This window comes from Jiangella muralis (assembly GCF_001270745.1).
In the GTDB taxonomy this organism is placed as follows: domain Bacteria; phylum Actinomycetota; class Actinomycetes; order Jiangellales; family Jiangellaceae; genus Jiangella; species Jiangella muralis.
The window spans coordinates 363,285-383,171 of the sequence record NZ_KQ434753.1 but is presented as its reverse complement, the minus strand read 5'-3'; the positions used below and the strand labels follow the sequence as shown (position 1 = coordinate 383,171).

Here is a 19,887-nt window from a genome sequence, read left to right as displayed (position 1 = left end):
ATCCCATGGCTGCCATCACGCTGAAGGACATCAACAAGCGCTACGGCGACGGCTTCCACGCGGTCAAGAACGTGAGCCTCGACATCGCCGACGGCGAGTTCGTCATCCTGGTCGGGCCGTCCGGCTGCGGGAAGTCGACGCTGCTGCGGATGATCGTCGGGCTCGAGGACATCACCAGCGGCGAGCTGCGCATCGGTGACGAGCGGGTCAACGAGAAGGCGCCGCGCGACCGCAACCTGTCGATGGTGTTCCAGAACTACGCGCTCTACCCGCACCTCACCGTGTACGAGAACATCGCCTTCCCGCTGCGGCTCTCCAAGACGCCGGACAAGGAGGTCGACGAGCGGGTGCGGCGAGCCTCGGACCTGCTGGAGCTGGACGAGCACCTCGACCGCAAGCCGGCCAACCTCTCCGGCGGCCAGCGCCAGCGCGTCGCGATGGGGCGCGCGATCGTCCGTGAGGCGCAGGCGTTCCTGTTCGACGAGCCGCTGTCCAACCTCGACGCCAAGCTGCGCGGCCAGATGCGCACGGAGATCTCCCGGCTGCAGAAGCGGCTGGGCATCACGACGGTGTACGTCACGCACGACCAGGTCGAGGCGATGACGCTCGGCGACCGCGTCGTCGTGCTGCGCCGCGGCGTCATCCAGCAGGTCGCCAGCCCGCGCGAGCTGTACGAGAACCCCGTCAACCTGTTCGTGGCCGGGTTCATCGGGTCGCCGCCGATGAACTTCATCTCCGCGACGGTGGTCGGCGACAGCCTGCACACCCCGTTCGGCGAGTGGCGGCTGCCGCCGTCGCGCGCCCTCGATCTCAGTGGTCACGAGGTGGTCCTGCTGGGCGCCCGGCCCGAGGCGTTCGAGGACGCGTCCGTCGTCTCCGACACCGCCCGCGAGCACGGCGTGGTGTTCGACGCGACCATCGACGTCATCGAATGGCTGGGCAACGAGCAGTACGCCTACGTGCCGTACGAGGCGCCCGAGGACATCCGCGCGCAGCTGGCCGAGCTCGAACGCGAGCTCGACAGCGAGGCGCTGCGCACCCAGTTGGTGGTGGCACTCGACGCCAGCAGCCGCATCCCCGAGGGGTCGCCGGCCAGCCTCTGGCTGGATCTGCGCCGGGTGCACGTCTTCGACCCGGAGTCCGGCGACAACCTCACGGTCCAGGCGATGGGGGACCGGACGCCCGACGCGGCCGGCAACGGCGGTCCGCCGGCGGCCGCTCCGGCCGATCCGGCGGCCGCTTCGGCCGATCCGGCGCCCGAGACCGGGGAGACCCCGATGGCACCCTGATCATCCGGGACTGACGTCGGGCCTCGCCGTGGCTGGTGCCGCTCCTTCTTCAGGGGTAGATCTCAGGGTATTCTCCTCCGTCCGGACGGCCGGGTGATTGCTAAGGTCGTCACTTGTGGACGAGACAAGTGACCAGCGGGCCATGCGGGCATCCGACGCCGACCGCGAACAGGTCGCCGATGTCCTGCGCCAGGCTGCGTCCGACGGCCGGCTGAGCCTCACCGAGCTGGAGGAACGCATCGAGGCGCTGTACGCCGCCAAGACGTACGCCGACCTCGAGCCGGTGGTCGGCGATCTCCCCGGTGACCTTCCGCTGCCGCCGTCCGCCGCCCTCGCGCGCCGCGCCGCCGCCGCACCGGCACCGTCGCAGTCGCCGTCGGCCCGCGTCGGCGGTGTGCCGTCGTCGCGCAGCGCGAAGGTCGTGTTCAGCGGCATCCAGCGGCGCGGCGACTGGGTCGTGCCGCAGTACTACCGCGTCAAGGCCGTTTTCGGTGGTGCCGACCTCGACCTGCGTGAGGCGACGCTCGAAGTGGCGGAGGTCGAGATCGAGATCAAGGCGGTCTTCGGCGGGGTCAACATCATCGTGCCGCCCGACCTCCGGGTGTCCGTCGACGGCGACGGCATCTTCGGCGCGTTCAACGACGACACCAACCGCGCCCCGCAGCCGGGTCCGGGTGCGCCGGTCGTCCGCATCACCGGCAAGGCCGTCTTCGGTGGCGTCAACGTCCAGCGCAAGTCGGCGGGCGAACGATGAGCGAGGTCCCCGACAAGCCGAAGCCGGCGCCCGCGCCGCCTGCACCTACGTCTGCGCCGTCCACGCCCGCGCCGCCTGCCCCGTCCACGCCGCCTACCCCCGCGCCGCCCAGCGCCGACTACCCCGACGTCCGCAGCGCGGCCGACCTGCGCTGCTCCGACGTCGACCGCGAACGGGTCGCCGAGGCGCTGCGCCAGGCCGCCGGCGACGGCCGCCTCACGCTCACCGAGCTGGAAGAGCGGCTCGAGGCGACGTTCAAGGCGCGCACGTACGGCGAGCTGCAGCCGATCACGCGCGACCTCCCGCAGGGTCCGTACCCGCTGCCCGGCGGCAACCCGGCGGCGAACTGGCAGCAGGGCCGGCCGGCCCCGGCGCCAGTGGCCCCCGTGGCCGGGACGACCGGGGTCGGTGCCGAGGTGCAGCCGCCACTGCCGCCGTCCGGTGGGCCGGTCCGTCCGTCCGAGCGCATCACCAGCGTGCTCAGCAACGAGAAGCGGGAGGGGCGCTGGGAAGTGCCGGCCCGCATGGACGTCACGTCGATCCTGGGCGAGGTCGTGCTCGACTTCACCGAGGCGGTCGTCCGCACCCCCGAGGTCGAGATCCAGACGTCGATCGTGCTGGGCAGCCTCACCATGATCGTGCCCGAGGGCATCGACGTCCGCCTCGACGAAGGCACCAACATCCTCGGCGAGCGGAAGATGAAGCTGCGCGAGCCGGTCACGCCGGGCGCGCCGGTCTACCGGGTGCGCGGCTTCGTTCTGCTGGGCGAGGTCACCGTGCGCCCGCCGCGCGACAAGCGCCGTTCAATTCTCGGCCACTGACCAGCGCCGGAGGGTTCACCGACGTGGGTGATCGTGCGCCGATGAGCCCGTCCAGCCTGTCCACTCGGACTGCCCAGCGTCGCCCGCCCAGCCCGTCCAGCCGGTTCTGCCCGTCCAGCCGGCCGTTGCCGGTGCTGATGCTGCTGGCCGTCCTCGCCGCGATCGTCCTCGCGGCCGCCGACCCACTCGGCGCGGCTGCTGACCCGCTCGGCGCGGCCGACGCCGCCGATGGGAACGACAGCTTCGGCTGGGGCCCGTCCCGCAGCGTTTGGGCCGGCTTCGGCTGGCTCGGCCTCGTGCTGATCGCGGCCATTCTGCTCCGCCGCCGCGCGAGCCGCCGCCGATGACCATGAGGCACACGTGTGGCTCCGCCCGACTCGCACCCTGACCTCCGGGTCAGAATGGCACCAGCTCCCGGCCGCGGTTGTCGGCTGCGAGGTGGCTTCTTTCTGGTCGGGCGCGGATGGGGCCGATGGGTTCGGGTTCGACTGGGTAGTGGTGGCCTGCGGGGGTGGTCCACCGGGTGGTGCCGTGTGGGTCGGTGGTGGTGGTGAAGCCGTGCCAGGTTTTGGCTCGGTGGTGCCCGGCGTGGAGTGCCCAGGTGTTGTCCGGCCCGGTGGTGCCGCCGTGTGCGTAGGGCTGTTGGTGGTCGATCTCGGCCTCGGTGGCGGGTCGGTGGCAGGTGGGGAAGCGGCAGGTCCGGTCGCGGGCGACGATGTGCGCGGCGAGGCCGGCCGGTGGTGCGTAGGTGGTGCGGCCGTACTCGAGCAGCCGGCCGTCGGTGGGGTCGGTGAGCAGGCGGCGCAGGGTGGCGTCGGAGGCGATGCTGCGGGCGGTGCCGGCGGTGATGGGGCCGTAGCCGTCGAGCTCGCCCGGCGCCTGACTGGCGCCGGTGAGGGTGTCGATGGGCACGGTGACGTGCACGGTGGCTGCTCGGCCGCGGCGGCGGCCGAGGACCACCGGCCCGGCAGGCCCGGCGGGTCTGGCTGGCCGGTCGGGCGGTGCTGGCTGGTTGGGCGGTGCTGGCTGGTCGGGTGGTGCGCGGTGACCGGGTGGCGTGGGCTGGTCGGCTGTGGCGTGAGCTGGTCGGGCGGTGTGGCGCAGGCGGCCGGGGTGACAGTGAGAGTCGGCGCGGGCGGCCCCGGTAGGGCCGGCAAGCAACTGGGTTGGCAGGAGGTGGGCGGCAGGGTGGTGGGCAGTCGGCTCGCCGGGATCGTTCGTGCTGGCGGGGCCGCGGGTGCAGGTGGGGTTGCAGCAGCCGAGGTGCCCGGATTCGAGTGCGGTCCAGGCGAGGCCGGTGAGGAGGTCGAAGCGGAGTTGGTCGAGGGTGCGGGGGTCGCCTCCGGTTCGGGTGTGGCGGGCGGCGGCGTCGGTGGCGGTCCACAGTGCGGTGAGGTCTTCGGCGGGCCCGTGGAGGGTGAGGGTGGCCATGCCGTCTTCGCCGCCGGGTGCGGCGGGTTCGGGGCGGCTGATGTGGCGCTGCTCGGCGGCCAGGCGGCGCCGGTGCTCGGCGCCGTGGGGGTCGGCGGTGATGACCTCGCGGCGCAGTCGTTGGTCCAGTGCGTGCCGGGTGCGTGTTTGCGCGTCGGGTAGCACGGCGGCTTCGACGCGGCGGCGGGCCGCGGGGTCGGGCAGGCAGCGGGTGCGGTCGGCGATCAGTCGTGCCTTGTCGGCGTCGATGTGTCCCGTGTCGAGCATGGCGAAGGTGTCGGGGAGGTCGGTGAGCAGTTCGACCGCGAGCGCGACCCGTGCGGTGGCCCGGCCGGGGGTCCAGCGCAACGCCAGGGACACCTCGTCGCCGGCCGCCTCGACCGCACGATGGGCGTGCCCGGCGCCGAGGTCGTCCGGGGCGCCGCAGCGCTGGTATTCCGGGCGGTCGGCCAGTTCGGCGAACACGTGGAGCAGTGCGGCTTCTTCGTGCGCGATCTGCCGCTGCCGCGCCAGCGCCACCGCGATCAGGCCGTGCGGGGGCAGTCGAGTGACATCGACGGACGCGAGCAGGGAGGCGAGCTCGGCGCCCGGTGGCGCCGCGGCCAGGCGGTCGATCGGATCGGACATCACACGGTCCCTTCTCGTCCACGGTGAGGGGGCGCCCGAGGTTCGAGCGCTGGCCACCCGCATGAGCCCGTCGGGCCGGGGTGGACGACCGCAGACAGACCCCTGCTGCGACCGTGGACGAGGTGGGACACCTGGTGTGGTGCCCTGCTTCGATGCCCGGGAACCCACTGCTGCCGCTCCCGGTGACGGCGTGATCAACTGAAGATGATCTTATCGAACACACGTCCGCCTCGCAACCGGCCGCCGGGCCGCCGCGCTGACCGAACCGCGGCCCTCACGGGCGTGGCGGCGCCGCAGGTGCGGGTCTATGCTGTCCGTTGTGCCGCAATTTCGGATCTCTGAGGCCGCTCGCCTCCTGGGGGTGAGCGACGACTCGTTGCGACGGTGGGCCGACGGCGGGCGGTTGCGGCTCGACCGCGACGACGCCGGGCGCATGGTCGTCGACGGGGTGGAGCTGGCGCGGGTGGCGCGGGAGAACGTGCCCGACGAGGCGGCCCTGCCCACGCCGCGGGAGTCCGCGCGCAACCACTTCCCCGGCATCGTGATCTCGGTGAAGAAGGACGGAGTGATGGCTCAGGTGGAGATCCAGGCGGGTCCGCACCGCGTCGTGTCGCTGATGAGCCGCGAGGCCGCCGACGAGCTGGGGCTGGACGTCGGCGTCGCTGCCATCGCGTCGGTCAAGGCGACGAACGTCGTCGTCGACCTGCCGGCGGGCCGGGCATGAGCCGGGCCCGGCTCGCGTTCGCCGTCACCGCGGCCGCGCTGCTCACCGTCGCCTGCGGGGGAGACGACGGCGACGACGCCGCGGCCGGCGCGGCCAGCACCACCGCGCCGGCCGACGACGCGCCCAGCGGCACGGTGACGGTGCTGGCGGCGGCGTCGCTGACGGAGTCGTTCGAGACGCTGTCCGACCAGCTCCGGGCGACCTACCCGGACCTCGAGATCGTCTACTCGTTCGGCCCGTCGTCCGGCCTGGTGGAGCAGCTCTTGGCCGGCGCGCCCGCCGACGTCCTGGCCACGGCCGACACGAAGACGATGGACGAGGCGGTCGCGGGCGGCGTGGTGGACGGCGAGCCGCGGATCTTCGCCCGCAACACGCTCGCGCTGGCCGTCCCGGCCGGCAACCCGGGCGACGTCACCGGGCTGGCCGACCTCGCGAACCCGGACTTGCGCATCGCGATCTGCGAACCGCAGGTGCCGTGCGGCGGGGCGGCGCAGCGGCTGCTCGACGCGGCCGGGGTCACGGCGGCGCCCGACACGCTGACGACGGACGTGAAGGAGGCGGCGTCGCTGGTCGCGCTGGGCGAGGCCGACGCGGCGCTGATCTACCTGACCGACGCGGCGGCCGAGGGCGACGCGGTCGAGACCATCGACGTGCCCGAGTCGGAGCAGGTGGTGAACGACTACCCGGTCGCCGTGCTGACCGACGCGCCGAACCCGGACGGCGCGTGGGCGGTCGCCGACGCGATCACCGGCGAGCCGGGCCGGAGCATCCTCGGCGAAGCCGGCTTCCTGACCCCGTGAGCCGGCGGACGGCGGACCTCCGGGTCCCGGCGGCGTTGCTGATCCCCGCGGCGCTCGGCGTCGCGATCCTGGTCCTGCCGATGGTGGGCCTGATCGCGCGGGCGCCGTGGGGCGACCTCCCGTCCATCCTGACCTCCGACGAGGTCCTGACGGCGCTGCGGCTGTCGCTGGTCACGGCGACGGTGGCGACCGGGGTCGCGCTGGTGTGCGGCGTGCCGATCGCCTGGCTGCTGGCCCGGACGGCGCTGCCCGGCCGGTCGGTGCTGCGCGGCCTGGTGACGGTGCCGCTGGTGCTGCCGCCGGTGGTCGGCGGCGTCGCGCTGCTGATGGTGTTCGGCCGCCGCGGGCTGGTCGGCGGCTGGCTCTACGACACCTTCGGCGTCAGCCTGCCGTTCACCACCGAGGCGGTCGTGCTGGCGCAGGTGTTCGTCGCGATGCCGTTCCTCATCGTCGCGGTCGAGGGCGCGCTGCGCACCGCCGACCGCCGCTACGAGGACGTCGCGGCCACGCTCGGCGCCACGTCTTGGACGACGTTCCGCCGGGTCACGCTGCCCGCCGTCATGCCGGGTGTGCTGGCCGGCGCGGTGCTGTGCTGGGCCCGGGCGCTGGGTGAGTTCGGCGCGACGGTGACCTTCGCCGGCAGCTTCCCCGGCACCACGCGCACGCTGCCGCTGGAGGCGTACGTGGCGATCAACGCCGGCGACAGCGACGTCGCCATCGTGCTCAGCCTGCTGATGATCGCCGTCTCGGTGACCATCTTGATCGGGCTGCGCGAGCGCTGGATCGGGGCCGCATGAGCCTCGACGCCGACCTCACGCTGCGCCGCGGCGACCTCGAGCTGCGGGCCGGGTTCGCGGTCGCGCCCGGCGAGGTGGTGGCGCTGCTCGGGCCGAACGGCGCGGGCAAGTCGACGGCGTTGCAGCTGCTGGCCGGCATCCTGCCGCTGGACGCCGGCCGGGTCGAGCTGGACGGCGTCACGCTCGACGACCCCGCCGCCGGGGTGCACGTCCGGCCGCGGGACCGGCGGGTCGGCATGGTCGTGCAGGACTACCTGCTGTTCCCGAAGATGAGCGTGCTGGAGAACGTCGCGTTCGGGCTGCGCTCGCGCGGCCTGCCCCGCGACCGCGCCCGGGCCGAGGCGCGCGACTGGCTGGTCCGGATGGGTCTGGACGGCTACGAGCGACGGCGTCCGGGCGAGCTCTCCGGCGGGCAGGCGCAACGGGTCGCGCTGGCTCGCGCGCTGATCGTCGAGCCGCGGCTGCTGCTGCTCGACGAGCCGCTGGCCGCGCTCGACGCGGGCACCCGGCCGGCCGTGCGGGCGGAGCTGCGCCGGCACCTCGGCGGCTACGACGGCTGCACGCTCGTCGTCACGCACGACCCGCTGGAGGCGATGGTGCTCGGCGACCGCGTCGTCGTGCTGGAGCGCGGCCGCGTCGTCCAGCACGGCGAGCCGGCCGAGGTGGCCCGCCGGCCGCGCACCGACTACGTCGCCCGCCTCGTCGGCCTGAACCTGCTGACGGGCACCGCGTCGGGCCGCACCGCGCAGTTGCCGTCCGGCGCCGTCGTCGCGCTGGCCCACGACGCCACGGGGCCGGTGCACATCGCGTTCCCGCCGGTCGCCGTCACGCTCAGCCCGCGCCGGCCGGACGGGTCGGCGCGCAACGCGTGGCCGCTGGTCATCGCCGACCTCGAGGCGCACGGCGACCTGGTCCGGGTGACGGCGGACGGCGCGGTGCCGGTGCTCGCGGACGTCACGCCGCTCGCCGTCGCCGACCTCGGCCTGGAGCCGGGCGGGCAGGTGTGGGCGTCGGTGAAGGCGAGCGAGATCAGCGTCTATCCGGCGTGAGGCGGTAGTTCAGCTCCGGCCGGCCCGCGCCGCCGTGCCGGGCCGCCCGTTCGACCCGGCCGAGGTCGTGCAGGTGCTCCAGGTACCGGCGCGCCGTCACCCGCGAGACCGACAGTGCGGCCGCGACCTCCTGCGCCGACGCGCCGTCGTGCTCCCGCAGCACCGCCACCACCTGGTCCAGGGTCTCCTCGGCCAGTCCCTTCGGCAGCCGGGACAGGTCGGGCGCGCGCAGCGCGCCGAGCAGGCGGTCGATCTCGTGCTGGCTGGTCGCCTCGGAGTCCGCGCTGGTCCGGGCCCGGTAGGCGGCGTAGCGGGTGAGGCGGTCGGCCAGCATCGCGAACGTGAACGGCTTGATGACGTACTGGACGATGCCCAGCGACACCGCGGCGCGCACCATCGCGAGGTCGCGGGCCGCCGTCAGCGCCATGATGTCCGTGCTCAGCCCGGCGGCGCGGAGCTTGCGGCAGACGTCCAGACCGTGCAGGTCGGGCAGGTTCATGTCCAGCAGCACGAGGTCGACCCACTCGCGCGACAGCACGGCCAGCGCCTCGCGTCCGGACGGCACGACGGCGGCCAGCTCGAAGCCCGGCACCCGCTCGACGTAGGTCGCGTGGGCGGCCGCGGCGATCGGCTCGTCCTCGACGACGAGGGTGCGCAGCGGCGCGCTCATGCCGGCTCCACGACGGCGGCGGCGGGCAGCGTGACCCGGAACAGCGTCGCGCCGCCGTCGCCGGCCAGCTCGATCTCGCCGTCCAGCCGCCGCACCACTTGCGCGACCAGTGCCAGCCCCAGGCCCTGGTGCGCGCCGGCGCCGTCCTTCGTCGACCAGCCGCGGTCGAAGACGCGGTCGCGGTCGGCCGCGTCGACGCCGGCGCCGGAGTCGCCGACCTCGACCACCAGCCCTTCGGTGGCGTCGAGCGCCACATGCACCCAGCGCGGCGACGGACCCGCGCCGGCCGCGTCGACGGCGTTGTCGACCAGGTTTCCGACCACCGTGACCAGGTCGCGGGTGGCCACCCCGGCCTCCTGCGCCGACCCGGCCGCCTCGATCGTCAGTGCGACGCCGCGCTCGTCGGCCTGCGCGATCTTGCCGAGCAGCAGCGCCGCCAGCACCGGCTCGTCGATGGCCGCGACGACGCGGTCGGCCAGCGCCTGGGTGGTGGCCAGCTCGGCGGTCGCCAGGTCCAGCGCGGCGTCGGAGCGGCCCAGCTCCAACAGCGACACGACGGCGTGCAGCCGGTTCGCCGACTCGTGCGCGTGCGCCCGCAGCGCGTCGGAGAAGCTGGTCGCGGAGTCCAGCTCGCGGGCGAGCCGCTCCAGCTCGGTGTGGTCGCGCATCGTCACCACCGCGCCGCTGCGCCCGCGGCCCGCGGCGGAGTCGTCCGTCCGGGCCGGCATCCGGCTGACCACGATGACCCGCTCCTCGGTGAGCACGATCTCGTCGACGGTGCTGCCCTCGCCGGTCAGCGCGCGGACGACGCCGGGCGGCAGCTCGACGTCGTCGAGGGTGAGGTCCGGCGGCAGCGGCCGGGGCAGGCCGAGCAACCGGACCGCCTCGTCGTTGGCCAGCACCACCCGGCCGTGCTCGTCCAGGATCAGCAGTCCTTCGCGGATCGCGTGCAGCACTGACGAGTAGTACGCGAGCGTGCGGGTGACTTCGGCCGGGCCCATGCCGCCGGTGACGCGGTGCAGCCGGCGCCCGACCACCACCGACCCGGCGACGCCGAGCAGGGCCGCCGCCAGCGCCGTCAGCGCGATCCACGGGACCTGCTCGGCCACCCGCTCGCCGACGTTCTCGATGGTGACGCCGACGGCGACCAGCCCGACCACCGCGCCGCCGCCGGGGCCGGATCGCACCGGTACGACGGCGCGGACCGACGGGCCGAGCGTGCCGGCGAAGGTCTCGCGCAGCGTGCCGCCGGACGGCGCGTCGCCGACGTTGCCGAGGAAGGTGCCGCCGATCTGCGCCGGGTCGGGATGGGTGTAGCGGACGCGGTCCGGCGACATGATGGTGATGAAGCTGACGTCGGCGCCGGCCCGGACCCGTTCGGCGTACGGCTGCAGGTGCGCGCTGGGGTCGTCGGAGTCGAACGCCGCGATGACCGACGGCGCCGCGGCGACCGCCCGCGCCACCGACAGCGACCGGTCGCCGGCCGCCTCGCGGGCCTCGCGCTGGGCGTTCACGACCACCATCGCCGTGACGGCGACGACGATGCCCAGCACGACCGTCAACTGGATGACGACCGTGCTGCGCACCAGGCTCCATCGTCGCCATGGCCTCGCGAGCGGCCCCATCACGCCAGTCTGCCTGCCGTCACCCGCCGGCCACCAGCTCGACGACGGCGGCCGTCACGTCCGCGGTGCTCGCGCTGCCGCCGACGTCCGGGGTGCGGGTCTCGGCCGAGCGCAGCGCCGTCGTGATCGCCGTCATCAGCTCCGTCGCCGCCTTCTCGTGCCCGAGCCGCTCCAGCATCAGCACACACGACCACAGCGTCCCGACCGGGTTGGCCAGGCCCCGGCCGGCGATGTCCGGCGCGGAGCCGTGCACGGGCTCGAACATCGACGGGTGCGTGCCGGTCGGGTCGATGTTCGCCGACGGCGCCACGCCGATGCTGCCCGCGACGGCCGCCGCGAGGTCGCTGAGGATGTCGCCGAACAGGTTCGACGCGACGACGACGTCGAACCGGTCCGGCTGCAGCACGAACTTCGCCGCCAGCGCGTCGATGTGCTCCTGGTCCCAGCGCACGTCCGGGAACTCCTCGGCCCGCTCGGCGACCACCTCGTCCCAGAACGGCAACGTGTGCACGATGCCGTTGCTCTTCGTCGCCGACGTGACGTAGCCGCGCCGGCCGCGGGCCAGCTCGAACGCGTAGTCGGCGATCCGGGTGACGCCGGCCCGGGTGAACACCGACTCCTGCACGGCGAACTCGTCCGGGAAGCCGCGGTTCAGCCGCCCGCCGATCTCGCTGTACTCGCCCTCGACGTTCTCGCGGACGACGACGAGGTCGACGCCGCCCGGCCGGGCCGTGCGCAGCGGGCTGCCGACACCGTCGAAGACCCGGATCGGCCGCAGGTTGACGTACTGCCGGAAGGCCCGGCGGATCGGGATCAGCAGCCCCCACAGCGACACGTGGTCCGGCACGCCCGGCCAGCCGACCGCGCCGAGCAGGATCGCGTCGAACCGGGCCAGCGTCTCCAGCCCGTCGGCCGGCATCATCGCGCCGGTCTCCGCGTAGCGGCGGCAGGACCAGTCGAACGTCTCGTAGCCGAGGTCCAGGCCGTGCCGCCGGTCCAGCGCGTCCAGCACCGTCCGGGCCGACGCGATCACCTCGGGGCCGATCCCGTCGCCCGGGATCACCGCGATCGTCCGCGTCATGTCGTCACCCGCCCAGCCCGAGCACGCTCACCATGACCGGGAGCAGCAGCAGGATCAGGATCGCGCCGAGCACGTCGAACGAGACGCCGGAGCGGATCATCTTGGTGATCGGCACGACGCCGGACCCGTAGACGATCGCGTTCTGCGGCGTCGACACCGGCAGCATGAACCCGAACGACGCGCCGAACGTGGCGGCCAGCGCCGGTACGAACGGGTTGACGCCCGCGGCGACCGCGATCGGGATGATGATCGGCACGACGACGGCGGCCGCGGCGGTGTTGCTGGTGGTCTCCGAGATCACGATCGCCAGCAGCACTGCGAACGCGGTGATGGCGAACGTGCTGGTCAGGCCCATGGAATCGAAGGCGCCGCTGCCGATCGTCTCGGCCAGGCCGGTCGACTCCAGCAGCGAGCCGAAGATGATGCCGGTGCCGAACAGCACCACGGTGCCCCAGTCGATCCGGGCGGCGTCGCTCCAGCGCAGCGTGTACTCGCGCCGCTTCCAGTCGGTGGGCAGCAGGAACAGCAGCGCCGCGCCGACGACGGCGACGATGCCCTCGTTCAGTCGGCCGCTGACGGTGCCGTACAGCTCGGAGTCGGTGCCGGCCACGACCGCGATGACGCCCGGGAAGATCCACAGGGTGACCGTCACACTGAACGCGATCAGCGTGTTCTTCTCCGCCTGCGAGAACCGGCCGAGCGCCGCCTTCTCCGTCGCCACCCACTCCGCGACGCCCTCGAGGTGCTTGATCTCGGGCCGGTTGAGCAGCAGCAGGACGATGGCCAGCGCGACGAACATCAGTGCGCAGATCGGCAGTGCGAGCATCATCCAGTCGAGGAACGAGATGGTCTCGCCGGTCGCCTCCTCGATCAGCCCGCGGCCGATCAGGTTCGGCGGCGACCCGACCGGCGTCAGCAACCCGCCGACGCTGGCCCCGTACGCGAGCATCAGCATCAGCGCCGCGCCGACGCGCAGCCGCAGTGGGTCGAAGTCCTGCGCGACCAGCCCCTTCGCCTGCAGCAGCTTCGCGATGACGGTGAGGATGCCGATCGCCGTCGGCAGCAGCATCGCCACCGTCGCCGTGTTCGACACGAACGCCGACAGCAGGCAGGTGATCAGCCCGAACACGATGATGACCCGCGTGGTGGACGAGCCGACGCCGGGCAGGTTGAGCATCCACATCGCGAACCGTTTGGCGAGGCCGTGCTTGAGCATCGCCTGCGCCAGGATGAACGCGCCGATGAACGTGAACACCGTCGGCGATCCGAACGGCGCCAGCGCCTCCGCCGCCGGCACGACGCCGAGCAGCACGATCGCGCCGATGCCGATGAACCCGCCGATCGGGATCGGCACCGGTTCGGTGACCCAGAGGACGATGACGCCGAGCAGGATCGCCGCGAGCGTGTGCTGCTGGTCGTCCAGGCCGAGCGGCAGCAGCAGCGCGATGATCGTGACCAGTGGGGCCAGGAACAGGCCGGCGGTGCGGCGGCCGCGTTCGAAGCGTTCCTCGGTCGGGCTCAGCTGCTGCTCGCCGAGGCTGCGGTAGGTGGCGTGGCCGAGGAACGCCTTGTCGACGTCGGTGGGCGGCGGCGGTGTCGGCCGGTCGATGACGGACACGTGCGGCTCCTCTCGCGGGGGTGGTCGGTTGACGCCCGAGTGTGATCCAGCCCACATCGACGTGTCACCGTTGCGTAACTTGAGTACACCGATCGGGTGGGGCCGCCGCGCCGTCGTGGGCGGCGTCCTGGGACGATGGAGTACGTGGCAGCCACCTCGACTCGCGGCAACCCCTCGCTGGGCGACATCCTGCGCAGCGTCGGCGTCCTGGCGGGCGTGATCGCCGCGATCGCGATCGTGTTCAACCTGCTTAGCGACTCCGATCCGCGGCTGCCCGACCCCGTCGACTACCAGCCGGCGCTCGCCGTCGCCCGTGCGGAGTACGGGTACCCCGTGCTCGCGCCGGAGCCCGTCCCCGACGGCTGGCGCGCCACCAGCGTCGACTTCGCCCAGGAAGAGTCCGGCGACCGCTGGAAGCTGGGCTTCCTCATCGGTGAGGGCGACGCGTTCGTCGGCCTGGAGCAGACCGACGGCGAGATCCAGAGCTACCGCGACGACCGCCTGGCCGACTTCGCCGCCGACGGCGAGAGCACCATCGACGGCGTCACCTGGGAACGCCTCCTCGAGGACGACGACCAGCCCGACCGCGCCCTCGTCCGCGTCGACGGCGGCGCGATGACCATCGTCCGCGGCACTGTCTCCTACGAGAAGCTCGAGGACTTCGTGCGGCTGCTGCGCTGACGGTGTCACAGCGGGTGGGCAGCCGGCACCTTCGATGGTGTGGCGGGCGATGACGGCAGCGGGCCGGTCCGGCGGGCGCTGACCGGATTGCTCGACGCCTGGCTGGATCTCGATCGCAGCAGCGCGGCGCCGCTGGACCAAGCGCGGTCGCAGGCGGCCGTGGTGGCCCGGGCGGCGAGTGGCGCGCGCCCGGAGGGTGTGGCGGTGGCCGAGCAGGTGCCGCCGCTGGTGGCCCTAGGCCTGACGGCGGCCGCGGACTCGCTGGCCGGGTTGGCGCGGGTCTTCGCCGACGAGGCGGGCGCGTTGGTGGCGCTGCTGACCGGCGTACCGGGCCCTGTCACCCTGGCCGTTCTCGGCTCCGGTCCCGACGCCGTCGTGGCGTCCTTCCCTGCGGGACCCGGCCGCGACTACGTCCGCGACCTCGTCGCCGACGCTGCCGTCGACGAGCGGCAGCCGTCCGAGGTGGCCGAGCGCGTGCCCACGGTCAACGCGATCCCGCTCTCGGTGGCCGCCGGGCTGCGTTCGGCGTTCGACGAGTCCGTGCGCGAGGACATCCTGGCGATGGTCTGCCATCCGCGCGGCCACGCCGTTCAGTTGCATGGTCCCGACGTACCGGACGAGGCGTTGATGGCCCGCGTCAGCTGGAAGAAGGACCCCATGGGCCGCAGCGACGCCAAGAACTCCTGGCTGCGCGACGCCGACGGCAGGGTGCGCACCAAACACGGTCTCGGCCACGTTGCCGGGAAGTTCACGACGGTGAAGTCACTGGCCAAGCCAGTCAACGCCCTGTTGGCGCACTGTGGCGGGACGCTCGCCGGCCTGCACGCCTACCTCGAGGAACAGGCCAGCATGGGCCGTGCGCGGATCTTCGTACCTGCCGACGTCGCTGGCCTCGAGCCCGGTGACACGACCGGGTTCCGTGGTGCGGGTACATCCACGCCTGAGATGGCGCGTCACTGGAAGGATGCTCGGAAGGACACCATGAAAGCCGGAGGAGGACCGATGCCGATCGTCCGGACTGACCAGATCGCCGAAGGAGAGGACGCTGGAGCTGCCATGATCCTCGACAGGGCCGACTCCGGCGCGTGGCTGATGGTGACCTGCTATCCGACCGGCGTCCCAGATGAGAAGTTCACCCGGCTGAGGAGCACGACCTCGTGACAGAGACGACCCGCAACTATGACCGCATCCTCGGAAACTGGTTCACCGGCGTTGACAGCTACCCGGACAGCTACACCGAGGGATGCGAATCGGTCGCGAAGTGGCAGAGCGAGCCTGATCGGAGTGGGCAGCTCGCCGCGTTCAAGGCGGAACTGGCGGCGCACATCCGCGACTCGTCGGACACCCCGATGAGCAAGCGCGATCACCAGTGGCTGAACGACGAGTGGTTGCGCAATCTCTGGTATGACCTTTTCGGGCCCGAGCCCGTGCCGGACGACCCGTACCCCGTCTCGGCCGAGGACTGGGGTCATCCGCGAGAGACGCCCTACATCGAGTACGCCGTGGGTGAGAGCGAAGACGACGCCACGGAGGGGGAGCGCGCCTGGCTGGCGCAGCGTGGGCTGACGCATGCCGAGATCCGGCGTGGCGGGTTTGCCAGGCCGGCGCCGGCGGACTACCGGGACCGGCTGGCCCGGCTCACCGCGGAGGGCAGGCGCACGCCGTACGACGGCGAGGTGTGATCAGCTTTCGCTGGAGTCGGCAGCCGCGGCGCTGGCGGCGTCGAGCTTGGCGCGGGCGCCGTCGAGGTAGCGCTCGCACAGGGCGGCCAGCTCTTCGCCGCGCTGCCACAGCGCCAGCGACTCCTCCAGCGTGGTGCCGCCGGCCTCGAGCTTCGCGACGATCTGGATGAGCTCGTCGCGGGCCTGTTCGTAGGTGGGTTCGGCGGCCTGCATGGACAGCCAACCTACCAGCGTCAGGCCGGCGAGGAACCGTCGACCGTGGCCGCGATCTCGCCGCCCGTCACCAGCAGCCGCACGTGGTCGCCGGCCGTGACGTCGGCGGGCTGGCGCACGACGGTACCGTCGTCCTTCTGCACGACGGCGTAGCCGCGCTCCAGCGTCGCGGCCGGCGACAGCGCCCGGATGCGGGCTCGGGTGTGGTCGACCTCGACGGCGGCGCGGTCCAGCGCGTGCCGCACGGTGCGCCGGGCCCGCTGCACGAGGGCGTCCAGTTCGGACGCGCGCAGCCGCAGGCCGTGCTGCGGGTCGGCCAGCGCCGGGCGGGACCGCAGCGAGTCGAGGCCGTGCCGCTCGCGGTCGAGCCGGTGCCGGACGGCGGACCGGATGCGCTCGCGCGCCCGGCCCACCCGCTCGGCCTCCTCCAGAACGTCGGGCACCACCCGCTTCGCCGCGTCGGTCGGCGTCGACGCGCGCACGTCGGCGACGAGGTCCAGCAGCGGGGTGTCGGCCTCGTGCCCGATCGCGCTGACCACCGGCGTCGCCGCCGCCGCGACCGCCCGGACCAGCGCTTCGTCGGAGAATGGCAGCAGGTCCTCGACCGACCCGCCGCCGCGGGCGATGACGACGACGTCGACCTCGGGGTCGCGGTCGAGCACCCGCAGCGCGTCCATGACCTGGCTGACGGCGTTCAACCCCTGCACCGCGACCGGCTCGACCCGGAACCGCACCCCCGGCCAGCGCCGCCGCGCGTTCTCCAGCACGTCGTGCTCGGCCTTCGAGTCGCGCCCGCAGATCAGCCCGACTACCCGCGGGAGGAACGGCAGCGGCCGCTTGCGCGCGTCGGCGAACACCCCCTCGGTGGCCAGGATCTTCCGCAGCCGCTCGATCCGCGCCAGCAGGTCGCCCAGCCCGACGGTGCGCAGCTGGTCGGCGGCCAGCGACAACGTGCCGCGGGTGAAGTACCAGGACGGCTTCGCGTGCACGACGACGCGGGCGCCCTCGGCCAGCGGCGCCTCCAGCGTGTCCAGCAGGCCGACCGGGCAGGTGACGGTCACCGACACCTCGGCGTGCGGGTCGCGCAGCGTGAGGAACGCCGTCGACGTGCCCGGACGGCGGGAGTACTGCGCGACCTGGCCCTCGACCCAGACCGGGCCGAGCCGGGCCACCCACTGGCCGATCAGCTGGGAGATGACGCGGACCGGGGCGGGCTTCTCCGGGGAGGTGTCGAGGGCCACGATGGGCACCGTACCTGCTGGCTCCGACTAGGCGCGCGCCTACCATGGGAGACATGACTGATTCGGGACGAGTGCTCCTGGCCGCCCCGCGGGGCTACTGCGCGGGTGTCGACCGCGCCGTCGTCACCGTCGAGAAGGCGCTCGACCACTACGGCCCGCCGGTCTACGTCCGCAAACAGATCGTGCACAACAAGCACGTCGTCGAGACGCTCGAAGAGCGCGGCGCCGTCTTCGTCGAGGAGCTGTCCGAGGTGCCCGAGGGTGCGCTCGTCGTCTTCTCCGCGCACGGAGTGTCGCCCATGGTGCACGCCGAAGCCGGCGAGCGCGGGCTGCGCACCATCGACGCCACCTGCCCGCTGGTCACCAAGGTGCACAACGAGGCCCGCCGGTTCGCCAAGGACGACCTCGACATCGTGCTCATCGGCCACAACGGGCACGAGGAGGTCGAGGGCACCGCGGGCGAGGCGCCCGAGCACATCCAGCTGGTCGAGAGCCCCGACGACGTCGACAAGGTGCAGGTCCGCGATCCCTCCCGGGTGGTGTGGCTGTCGCAGACCACGCTGTCGGTCGACGAGACCTACGAGACCGTCGGCAAGCTGCGCGAGCGGTTCCCGGCGCTGATCAGCCCGCCCAGCGACGACATCTGCTACGCCACCCAGAACCGCCAGGTCGCCATCAAGGAGGTCGCGGCCGAGTCCGAGCTGGTGCTGGTGGTCGGCTCGGCCAACTCGTCCAACTCGGTGCGGCTGGTCGAGGTCGCCCTCGACGCCGGCGCCGACGCCGCCTACCGCATCGACAACGCGTCCGAGATCGACGAGGCATGGCTGTCCGGGGTGTCGACGGTGGGCCTCACCAGCGGCGCGTCGGTACCCGAGGATCTCGTCGCCGGCGTCGTCGCCTGGCTGGGGGAGCGCGGCTACCCGACCGTCGAGGAGCACCGCACCACCGAGGAGTCGCTGATCTTCTCGCTGCCGCGCGAGCTGCGCCGCGATCTCAGGACGTCGGCGACCTCCGACTGACGGCGGTCAGCTCTTCTTCTTGTCCTTGCTGCCGCCGAGGCCGGCGATCAGCAGGATCAGCCCCCAGATGCCGAGCGGCCAGATGGGCCAGAACCGCTGCAGCTCGCCCGACGCGATGCTGCTGATGCCCCAGATGCCGATCATGATGACGGCGCCGCCGGCCCAGCCCTGCCACTCGTCGATGTACTCGCGCAGCTCGCGCTTCTTCCGCTCGACGACGGCCTTCTGCTCCTCTTCCTCGGCCTGACGGCGCTCGCGCTGCAGCGGCTGCGGCAGGTCGGCCGTGAGCCGGTCGAGGTCGCCGTAGGTGCGCGACTCCCACACCGCCTGGATGCGGCGCTCGTACTCGTCGTTGTCGAGCCGGCCCTCCCCGAAGGCGTCGCGCAGGTCCTCGGCCACCAGCTCGCGATCGTCGTCGCTCGCCCGCTGTTCCGGCCGCCGCGCGGGCAGGTCGCTCATCCCGGCGTTCTCCTCTCGTGTGTCCGAGCAAGAATACGACCGGAACCGGGCCGGACCGATCACCTGGACCCCCACGGCGGACTTCCGGCACACGCGGTGGGACCTTGGTCCCTGGCCGCCCGGGTCCGGTCTGTGGAATCTGAAGGTGTGGACGCGCTTGCCCGTGCCGATTCCCCCGGCCTCGAGAACCTCGGCCGGTCGGACTGCTTCGCGCTGCTGCGGACGGTCCCGATCGGGCGCATCGTGTTCACCGAGGCCGCGCTGCCGGCGATCCAGCCGGTGAACTTCGTCCTCGACGGCGACGACGTGATCATCCGGACCGGGATGGGCTCGAAGCTGGCCGCCGCGACCCGGTCCGCCGTCGTCGCGTTCGAGGCCGACCAGTACGACGAGGACGCGTTGGCCGGGTGGTCGGTGGTGCTGGTCGGGCGGGCCGAGGCGGTCTCCGACGAGACCGAGCGACGCGAGCTGGCGAGGCTGGGGCTGACGCCGTGGGCGCTGGGCGAGCGGCCGCACTACATCCGCATCGTCCCCGAGATCGTCCGGGGCCGCCGGATCCGCCGTCCGGCCGCGCTCTGACCTGCGCTTCAGGACCAACGTCCCATCGACTGACGACCAACGCCCGCAGCGCCCTGCACCCCCGTCGCGATGGACTGGAATCAGCGCCGGAGAGGCCGGCGACACTCCCAGAAAGGGACGGGACGATGACCACGTCCAGCAGCCACGATGCGCCGATCAGGAACACGGGGCCCGAGCCCGTCGTCGGCGCCGCTACCCCCGACGTTCGTCCGGTCGCGCTCCAGTACGTTCTGGGCCTGCTGAGGCTGGCCCTGGGCTGGACCTTCCTCTGGGCGTTCCTCGACAAGACGTTCGGCCTCGGCTACGCGACCCCGAGCGAGAACGCCTGGATCGACGGCGGCAGCCCGACCACCGGTTTCCTGTCCGGCGTCGAGGGCCCGTTCAAGGGCTTCTTCGAAGACCTCGCCGGCAACACCTGGGTGGACTGGCTGTTCATGATCGGCCTGCTCGGCATCGGGCTGGCGCTGATGCTCGGCATCGGCGTGCGGGTCGCGGCCGTCGCCGGCGTGCTGATGCTCGCCATGATGTACATGGCGTCGCTGCCGCTGGACACCAACCCGTTCATGGACGAGCACATCACCGAGGCGCTGATGCTGATCGTGCTGGCGCTGACCTTCTCGGGCCGCTACCTCGGACTGGGCCGGCTCTGGGAACGCCTCCCGCTGGTGCAGAAGAACCGCTGGCTCGTCTGAGCCGCTGACCGTCCTACCGCGCCGGGTCCTACGGG

At 72.8% G+C, this 19,887-nt stretch carries 22 protein-coding genes; 14 read left to right on the top strand and 8 right to left on the bottom strand.

Going from position 1 to position 19,887, the window contains the following annotated elements:
• Nucleotides 1-5: 5 nt before the first annotated feature.
• The 4 genes from ACW62_RS07465 (at nucleotide 6) to ACW62_RS07450 (ending at nucleotide 3,211) form a co-directional block, all read left to right on the top strand.
• Nucleotides 6-1,289, top strand: coding sequence for an ABC transporter ATP-binding protein (locus ACW62_RS07465; RefSeq protein ID WP_083459393.1), 1,284 nt, complete (start codon nucleotides 6-8; stop codon nucleotides 1,287-1,289).
• 115 nt (nucleotides 1,290-1,404) lie between these two features.
• Complete coding sequence (locus ACW62_RS07460; protein WP_205629189.1) at nucleotides 1,405-2,043, top strand: DUF1707 SHOCT-like domain-containing protein; 639 nt, start codon at nucleotides 1,405-1,407, stop codon at nucleotides 2,041-2,043.
• The gene (locus tag ACW62_RS07455; RefSeq protein WP_053203441.1) at nucleotides 2,040-2,864 is read left to right on the top strand and encodes a DUF1707 SHOCT-like domain-containing protein; all 825 of its coding nucleotides are present in this window, start codon (nucleotides 2,040-2,042) and stop codon (nucleotides 2,862-2,864) included. Before ACW62_RS07460 ends, ACW62_RS07455 begins: the two co-directional genes overlap by 4 nt.
• Nucleotides 2,865-2,905: 41 nt before the next feature.
• Nucleotides 2,906-3,211: a hypothetical protein gene (locus tag ACW62_RS07450; RefSeq protein WP_157574493.1), complete on the top strand. Its 306-nt coding sequence runs from the start codon at nucleotides 2,906-2,908 to the stop codon at nucleotides 3,209-3,211.
• A 49-nt stretch (nucleotides 3,212-3,260) separates the two neighbouring features.
• On the opposite strand, the gene ACW62_RS07445 is transcribed toward ACW62_RS07450, so the two are convergent.
• Nucleotides 3,261-4,922 (bottom strand): HNH endonuclease signature motif containing protein, encoded by a 1,662-nt coding sequence (locus ACW62_RS07445; protein ID WP_053203439.1) that lies wholly within the window; start codon nucleotides 4,920-4,922, stop codon nucleotides 3,261-3,263.
• A 307-nt stretch (nucleotides 4,923-5,229) separates the two neighbouring features.
• Here ACW62_RS07445 and ACW62_RS07440 point away from each other — a divergent pair, with 307 nt between their 5' ends.
• Genes ACW62_RS07440 through ACW62_RS07425 form a run of 4 tightly spaced genes read left to right on the top strand, consistent with a single transcriptional unit; the run spans nucleotide 5,230 to nucleotide 8,292 of the window.
• A complete protein-coding gene (locus tag ACW62_RS07440) occupies nucleotides 5,230-5,646 on the top strand; it encodes a TOBE domain-containing protein (RefSeq protein WP_053203438.1) in 417 nt (138 codons plus the stop codon).
• Nucleotides 5,643-6,446: a molybdate ABC transporter substrate-binding protein gene (gene modA, locus ACW62_RS07435; RefSeq protein ID WP_053203437.1), complete on the top strand. Its 804-nt coding sequence runs from the start codon at nucleotides 5,643-5,645 to the stop codon at nucleotides 6,444-6,446. The genes ACW62_RS07440 and modA overlap by 4 nt, the downstream gene beginning before the upstream one ends.
• Entirely contained in the window at nucleotides 6,443-7,243 is an 801-nt protein-coding gene (locus tag ACW62_RS07430) for an ABC transporter permease (protein ID WP_053203436.1), read from the top strand. The genes modA and ACW62_RS07430 overlap by 4 nt, the downstream gene beginning before the upstream one ends.
• A complete protein-coding gene (locus tag ACW62_RS07425; RefSeq protein ID WP_053203435.1) occupies nucleotides 7,240-8,292 on the top strand; it encodes an ABC transporter ATP-binding protein in 1,053 nt (350 codons plus the stop codon). Before ACW62_RS07430 ends, ACW62_RS07425 begins: the two co-directional genes overlap by 4 nt.
• Here ACW62_RS07425 and ACW62_RS07420 read toward each other — a convergent pair.
• From ACW62_RS07420 to ACW62_RS07405, 4 genes are read right to left on the bottom strand one after another with little or no spacing between them, the layout of a single operon-like run.
• Nucleotides 8,273-8,962: a response regulator gene (locus ACW62_RS07420; protein WP_053203434.1), complete on the bottom strand. Its 690-nt coding sequence runs from the start codon at nucleotides 8,960-8,962 to the stop codon at nucleotides 8,273-8,275. The two genes, ACW62_RS07425 and ACW62_RS07420, sit on opposite strands and share 20 nt — an antisense overlap.
• Nucleotides 8,959-10,548 (bottom strand): sensor histidine kinase, encoded by a 1,590-nt coding sequence (locus tag ACW62_RS07415; protein ID WP_053203433.1) that lies wholly within the window; start codon nucleotides 10,546-10,548, stop codon nucleotides 8,959-8,961. Before ACW62_RS07415 ends, ACW62_RS07420 begins: the two co-directional genes overlap by 4 nt.
• A 58-nt stretch (nucleotides 10,549-10,606) precedes the next feature.
• Nucleotides 10,607-11,668: a tartrate dehydrogenase gene (locus ACW62_RS07410; protein ID WP_053203432.1), complete on the bottom strand. Its 1,062-nt coding sequence runs from the start codon at nucleotides 11,666-11,668 to the stop codon at nucleotides 10,607-10,609.
• 4 nt (nucleotides 11,669-11,672) lie between these two features.
• Nucleotides 11,673-13,343, bottom strand: coding sequence for an SLC13 family permease (locus tag ACW62_RS07405; protein WP_083459388.1), 1,671 nt, complete (start codon nucleotides 13,341-13,343; stop codon nucleotides 11,673-11,675).
• Between the two features lie 87 nt (nucleotides 13,344-13,430).
• Here ACW62_RS07405 and ACW62_RS07400 point away from each other — a divergent pair, with 87 nt between their 5' ends.
• The 3 genes from ACW62_RS07400 to ACW62_RS07390 are packed head-to-tail and all read left to right on the top strand — an operon-like array spanning nucleotide 13,431 to nucleotide 15,649.
• Entirely contained in the window at nucleotides 13,431-13,967 is a 537-nt protein-coding gene (locus tag ACW62_RS07400) for a DUF4245 domain-containing protein (protein WP_169792008.1), read from the top strand.
• Nucleotides 13,968-14,006: 39 nt separating this feature from the next.
• Nucleotides 14,007-15,128 carry a hypothetical protein gene (locus tag ACW62_RS07395; RefSeq protein ID WP_053203430.1) on the top strand — a complete coding sequence of 374 codons (1,122 nt, stop codon included), beginning with the start codon at nucleotides 14,007-14,009 and terminating at the stop codon, nucleotides 15,126-15,128.
• Nucleotides 15,125-15,649, top strand: coding sequence for a hypothetical protein (locus tag ACW62_RS07390; protein WP_053203429.1), 525 nt, complete (start codon nucleotides 15,125-15,127; stop codon nucleotides 15,647-15,649). Before ACW62_RS07395 ends, ACW62_RS07390 begins: the two co-directional genes overlap by 4 nt.
• Here the strand turns inward: ACW62_RS07390 and ACW62_RS07385 are convergent, their stop codons facing one another.
• Entirely contained in the window at nucleotides 15,650-15,862 is a 213-nt protein-coding gene (locus ACW62_RS07385) for an exodeoxyribonuclease VII small subunit (protein WP_053203428.1), read from the bottom strand.
• Between the two features lie 20 nt (nucleotides 15,863-15,882).
• Nucleotides 15,883-17,103: an exodeoxyribonuclease VII large subunit gene (gene xseA / locus ACW62_RS07380; RefSeq protein WP_053203600.1), complete on the bottom strand. Its 1,221-nt coding sequence runs from the start codon at nucleotides 17,101-17,103 to the stop codon at nucleotides 15,883-15,885.
• Between the two features lie 44 nt (nucleotides 17,104-17,147).
• Here xseA and ACW62_RS07375 point away from each other — a divergent pair, with 44 nt between their 5' ends.
• Nucleotides 17,148-18,122, top strand: coding sequence for a 4-hydroxy-3-methylbut-2-enyl diphosphate reductase (locus tag ACW62_RS07375; RefSeq protein WP_053203427.1), 975 nt, complete (start codon nucleotides 17,148-17,150; stop codon nucleotides 18,120-18,122).
• Nucleotides 18,123-18,128: 6 nt separating this feature from the next.
• On the opposite strand, the gene ACW62_RS07370 is transcribed toward ACW62_RS07375, so the two are convergent.
• Nucleotides 18,129-18,581: a DUF1707 SHOCT-like domain-containing protein gene (locus ACW62_RS07370; protein WP_053203426.1), complete on the bottom strand. Its 453-nt coding sequence runs from the start codon at nucleotides 18,579-18,581 to the stop codon at nucleotides 18,129-18,131.
• A 147-nt stretch (nucleotides 18,582-18,728) separates the two neighbouring features.
• Here ACW62_RS07370 and ACW62_RS07365 point away from each other — a divergent pair, with 147 nt between their 5' ends.
• Both ACW62_RS07365 and ACW62_RS07360 read left to right on the top strand, forming a co-directional pair.
• Nucleotides 18,729-19,160, top strand: a complete 432-nt coding sequence (locus ACW62_RS07365) for a pyridoxamine 5'-phosphate oxidase family protein (RefSeq protein WP_053203425.1) — start codon at nucleotides 18,729-18,731, stop codon at nucleotides 19,158-19,160.
• A gap of 125 nt (nucleotides 19,161-19,285) precedes the next feature.
• Nucleotides 19,286-19,852: a TQO small subunit DoxD gene (locus tag ACW62_RS07360; RefSeq protein ID WP_053203424.1), complete on the top strand. Its 567-nt coding sequence runs from the start codon at nucleotides 19,286-19,288 to the stop codon at nucleotides 19,850-19,852.
• Nucleotides 19,853-19,887 lie beyond the last annotated feature (35 nt).

Bases quoted from the DNA above. Each gene is read 5' to 3' on its own strand.
- ACW62_RS07465 (WP_083459393.1), top strand. From the start codon at position 6: ATGGCTGCCATCACGCTGAAGGACATCAACAAGCGCTACGGCGACGGC.
- ACW62_RS07455 (WP_053203441.1), top strand. From the start codon at position 2,040: ATGAGCGAGGTCCCCGACAAGCCGAAGCCGGCGCCCGCGCCGCCTGCA.
- ACW62_RS07450 (WP_157574493.1), top strand. From the start codon at position 2,906: ATGAGCCCGTCCAGCCTGTCCACTCGGACTGCCCAGCGTCGCCCGCCC.
- ACW62_RS07445 (WP_053203439.1), bottom strand. From the start codon at position 4,922: ATGTCCGATCCGATCGACCGCCTGGCCGCGGCGCCACCGGGCGCCGAG.
- ACW62_RS07440 (WP_053203438.1), top strand. From the start codon at position 5,230: ATGCTGTCCGTTGTGCCGCAATTTCGGATCTCTGAGGCCGCTCGCCTC.
- modA (WP_053203437.1), top strand. From the start codon at position 5,643: ATGAGCCGGGCCCGGCTCGCGTTCGCCGTCACCGCGGCCGCGCTGCTC.
- ACW62_RS07425 (WP_053203435.1), top strand. From the start codon at position 7,240: ATGAGCCTCGACGCCGACCTCACGCTGCGCCGCGGCGACCTCGAGCTG.
- ACW62_RS07420 (WP_053203434.1), bottom strand. From the start codon at position 8,962: ATGAGCGCGCCGCTGCGCACCCTCGTCGTCGAGGACGAGCCGATCGCC.
- ACW62_RS07410 (WP_053203432.1), bottom strand. From the start codon at position 11,668: ATGACGCGGACGATCGCGGTGATCCCGGGCGACGGGATCGGCCCCGAG.
- ACW62_RS07405 (WP_083459388.1), bottom strand. From the start codon at position 13,343: ATGTGGGCTGGATCACACTCGGGCGTCAACCGACCACCCCCGCGAGAG.
- ACW62_RS07385 (WP_053203428.1), bottom strand. From the start codon at position 15,862: ATGCAGGCCGCCGAACCCACCTACGAACAGGCCCGCGACGAGCTCATC.
- ACW62_RS07375 (WP_053203427.1), top strand. From the start codon at position 17,148: ATGGGAGACATGACTGATTCGGGACGAGTGCTCCTGGCCGCCCCGCGG.
- ACW62_RS07370 (WP_053203426.1), bottom strand. From the start codon at position 18,581: ATGAGCGACCTGCCCGCGCGGCGGCCGGAACAGCGGGCGAGCGACGAC.
- ACW62_RS07360 (WP_053203424.1), top strand. From the start codon at position 19,286: ATGACCACGTCCAGCAGCCACGATGCGCCGATCAGGAACACGGGGCCC.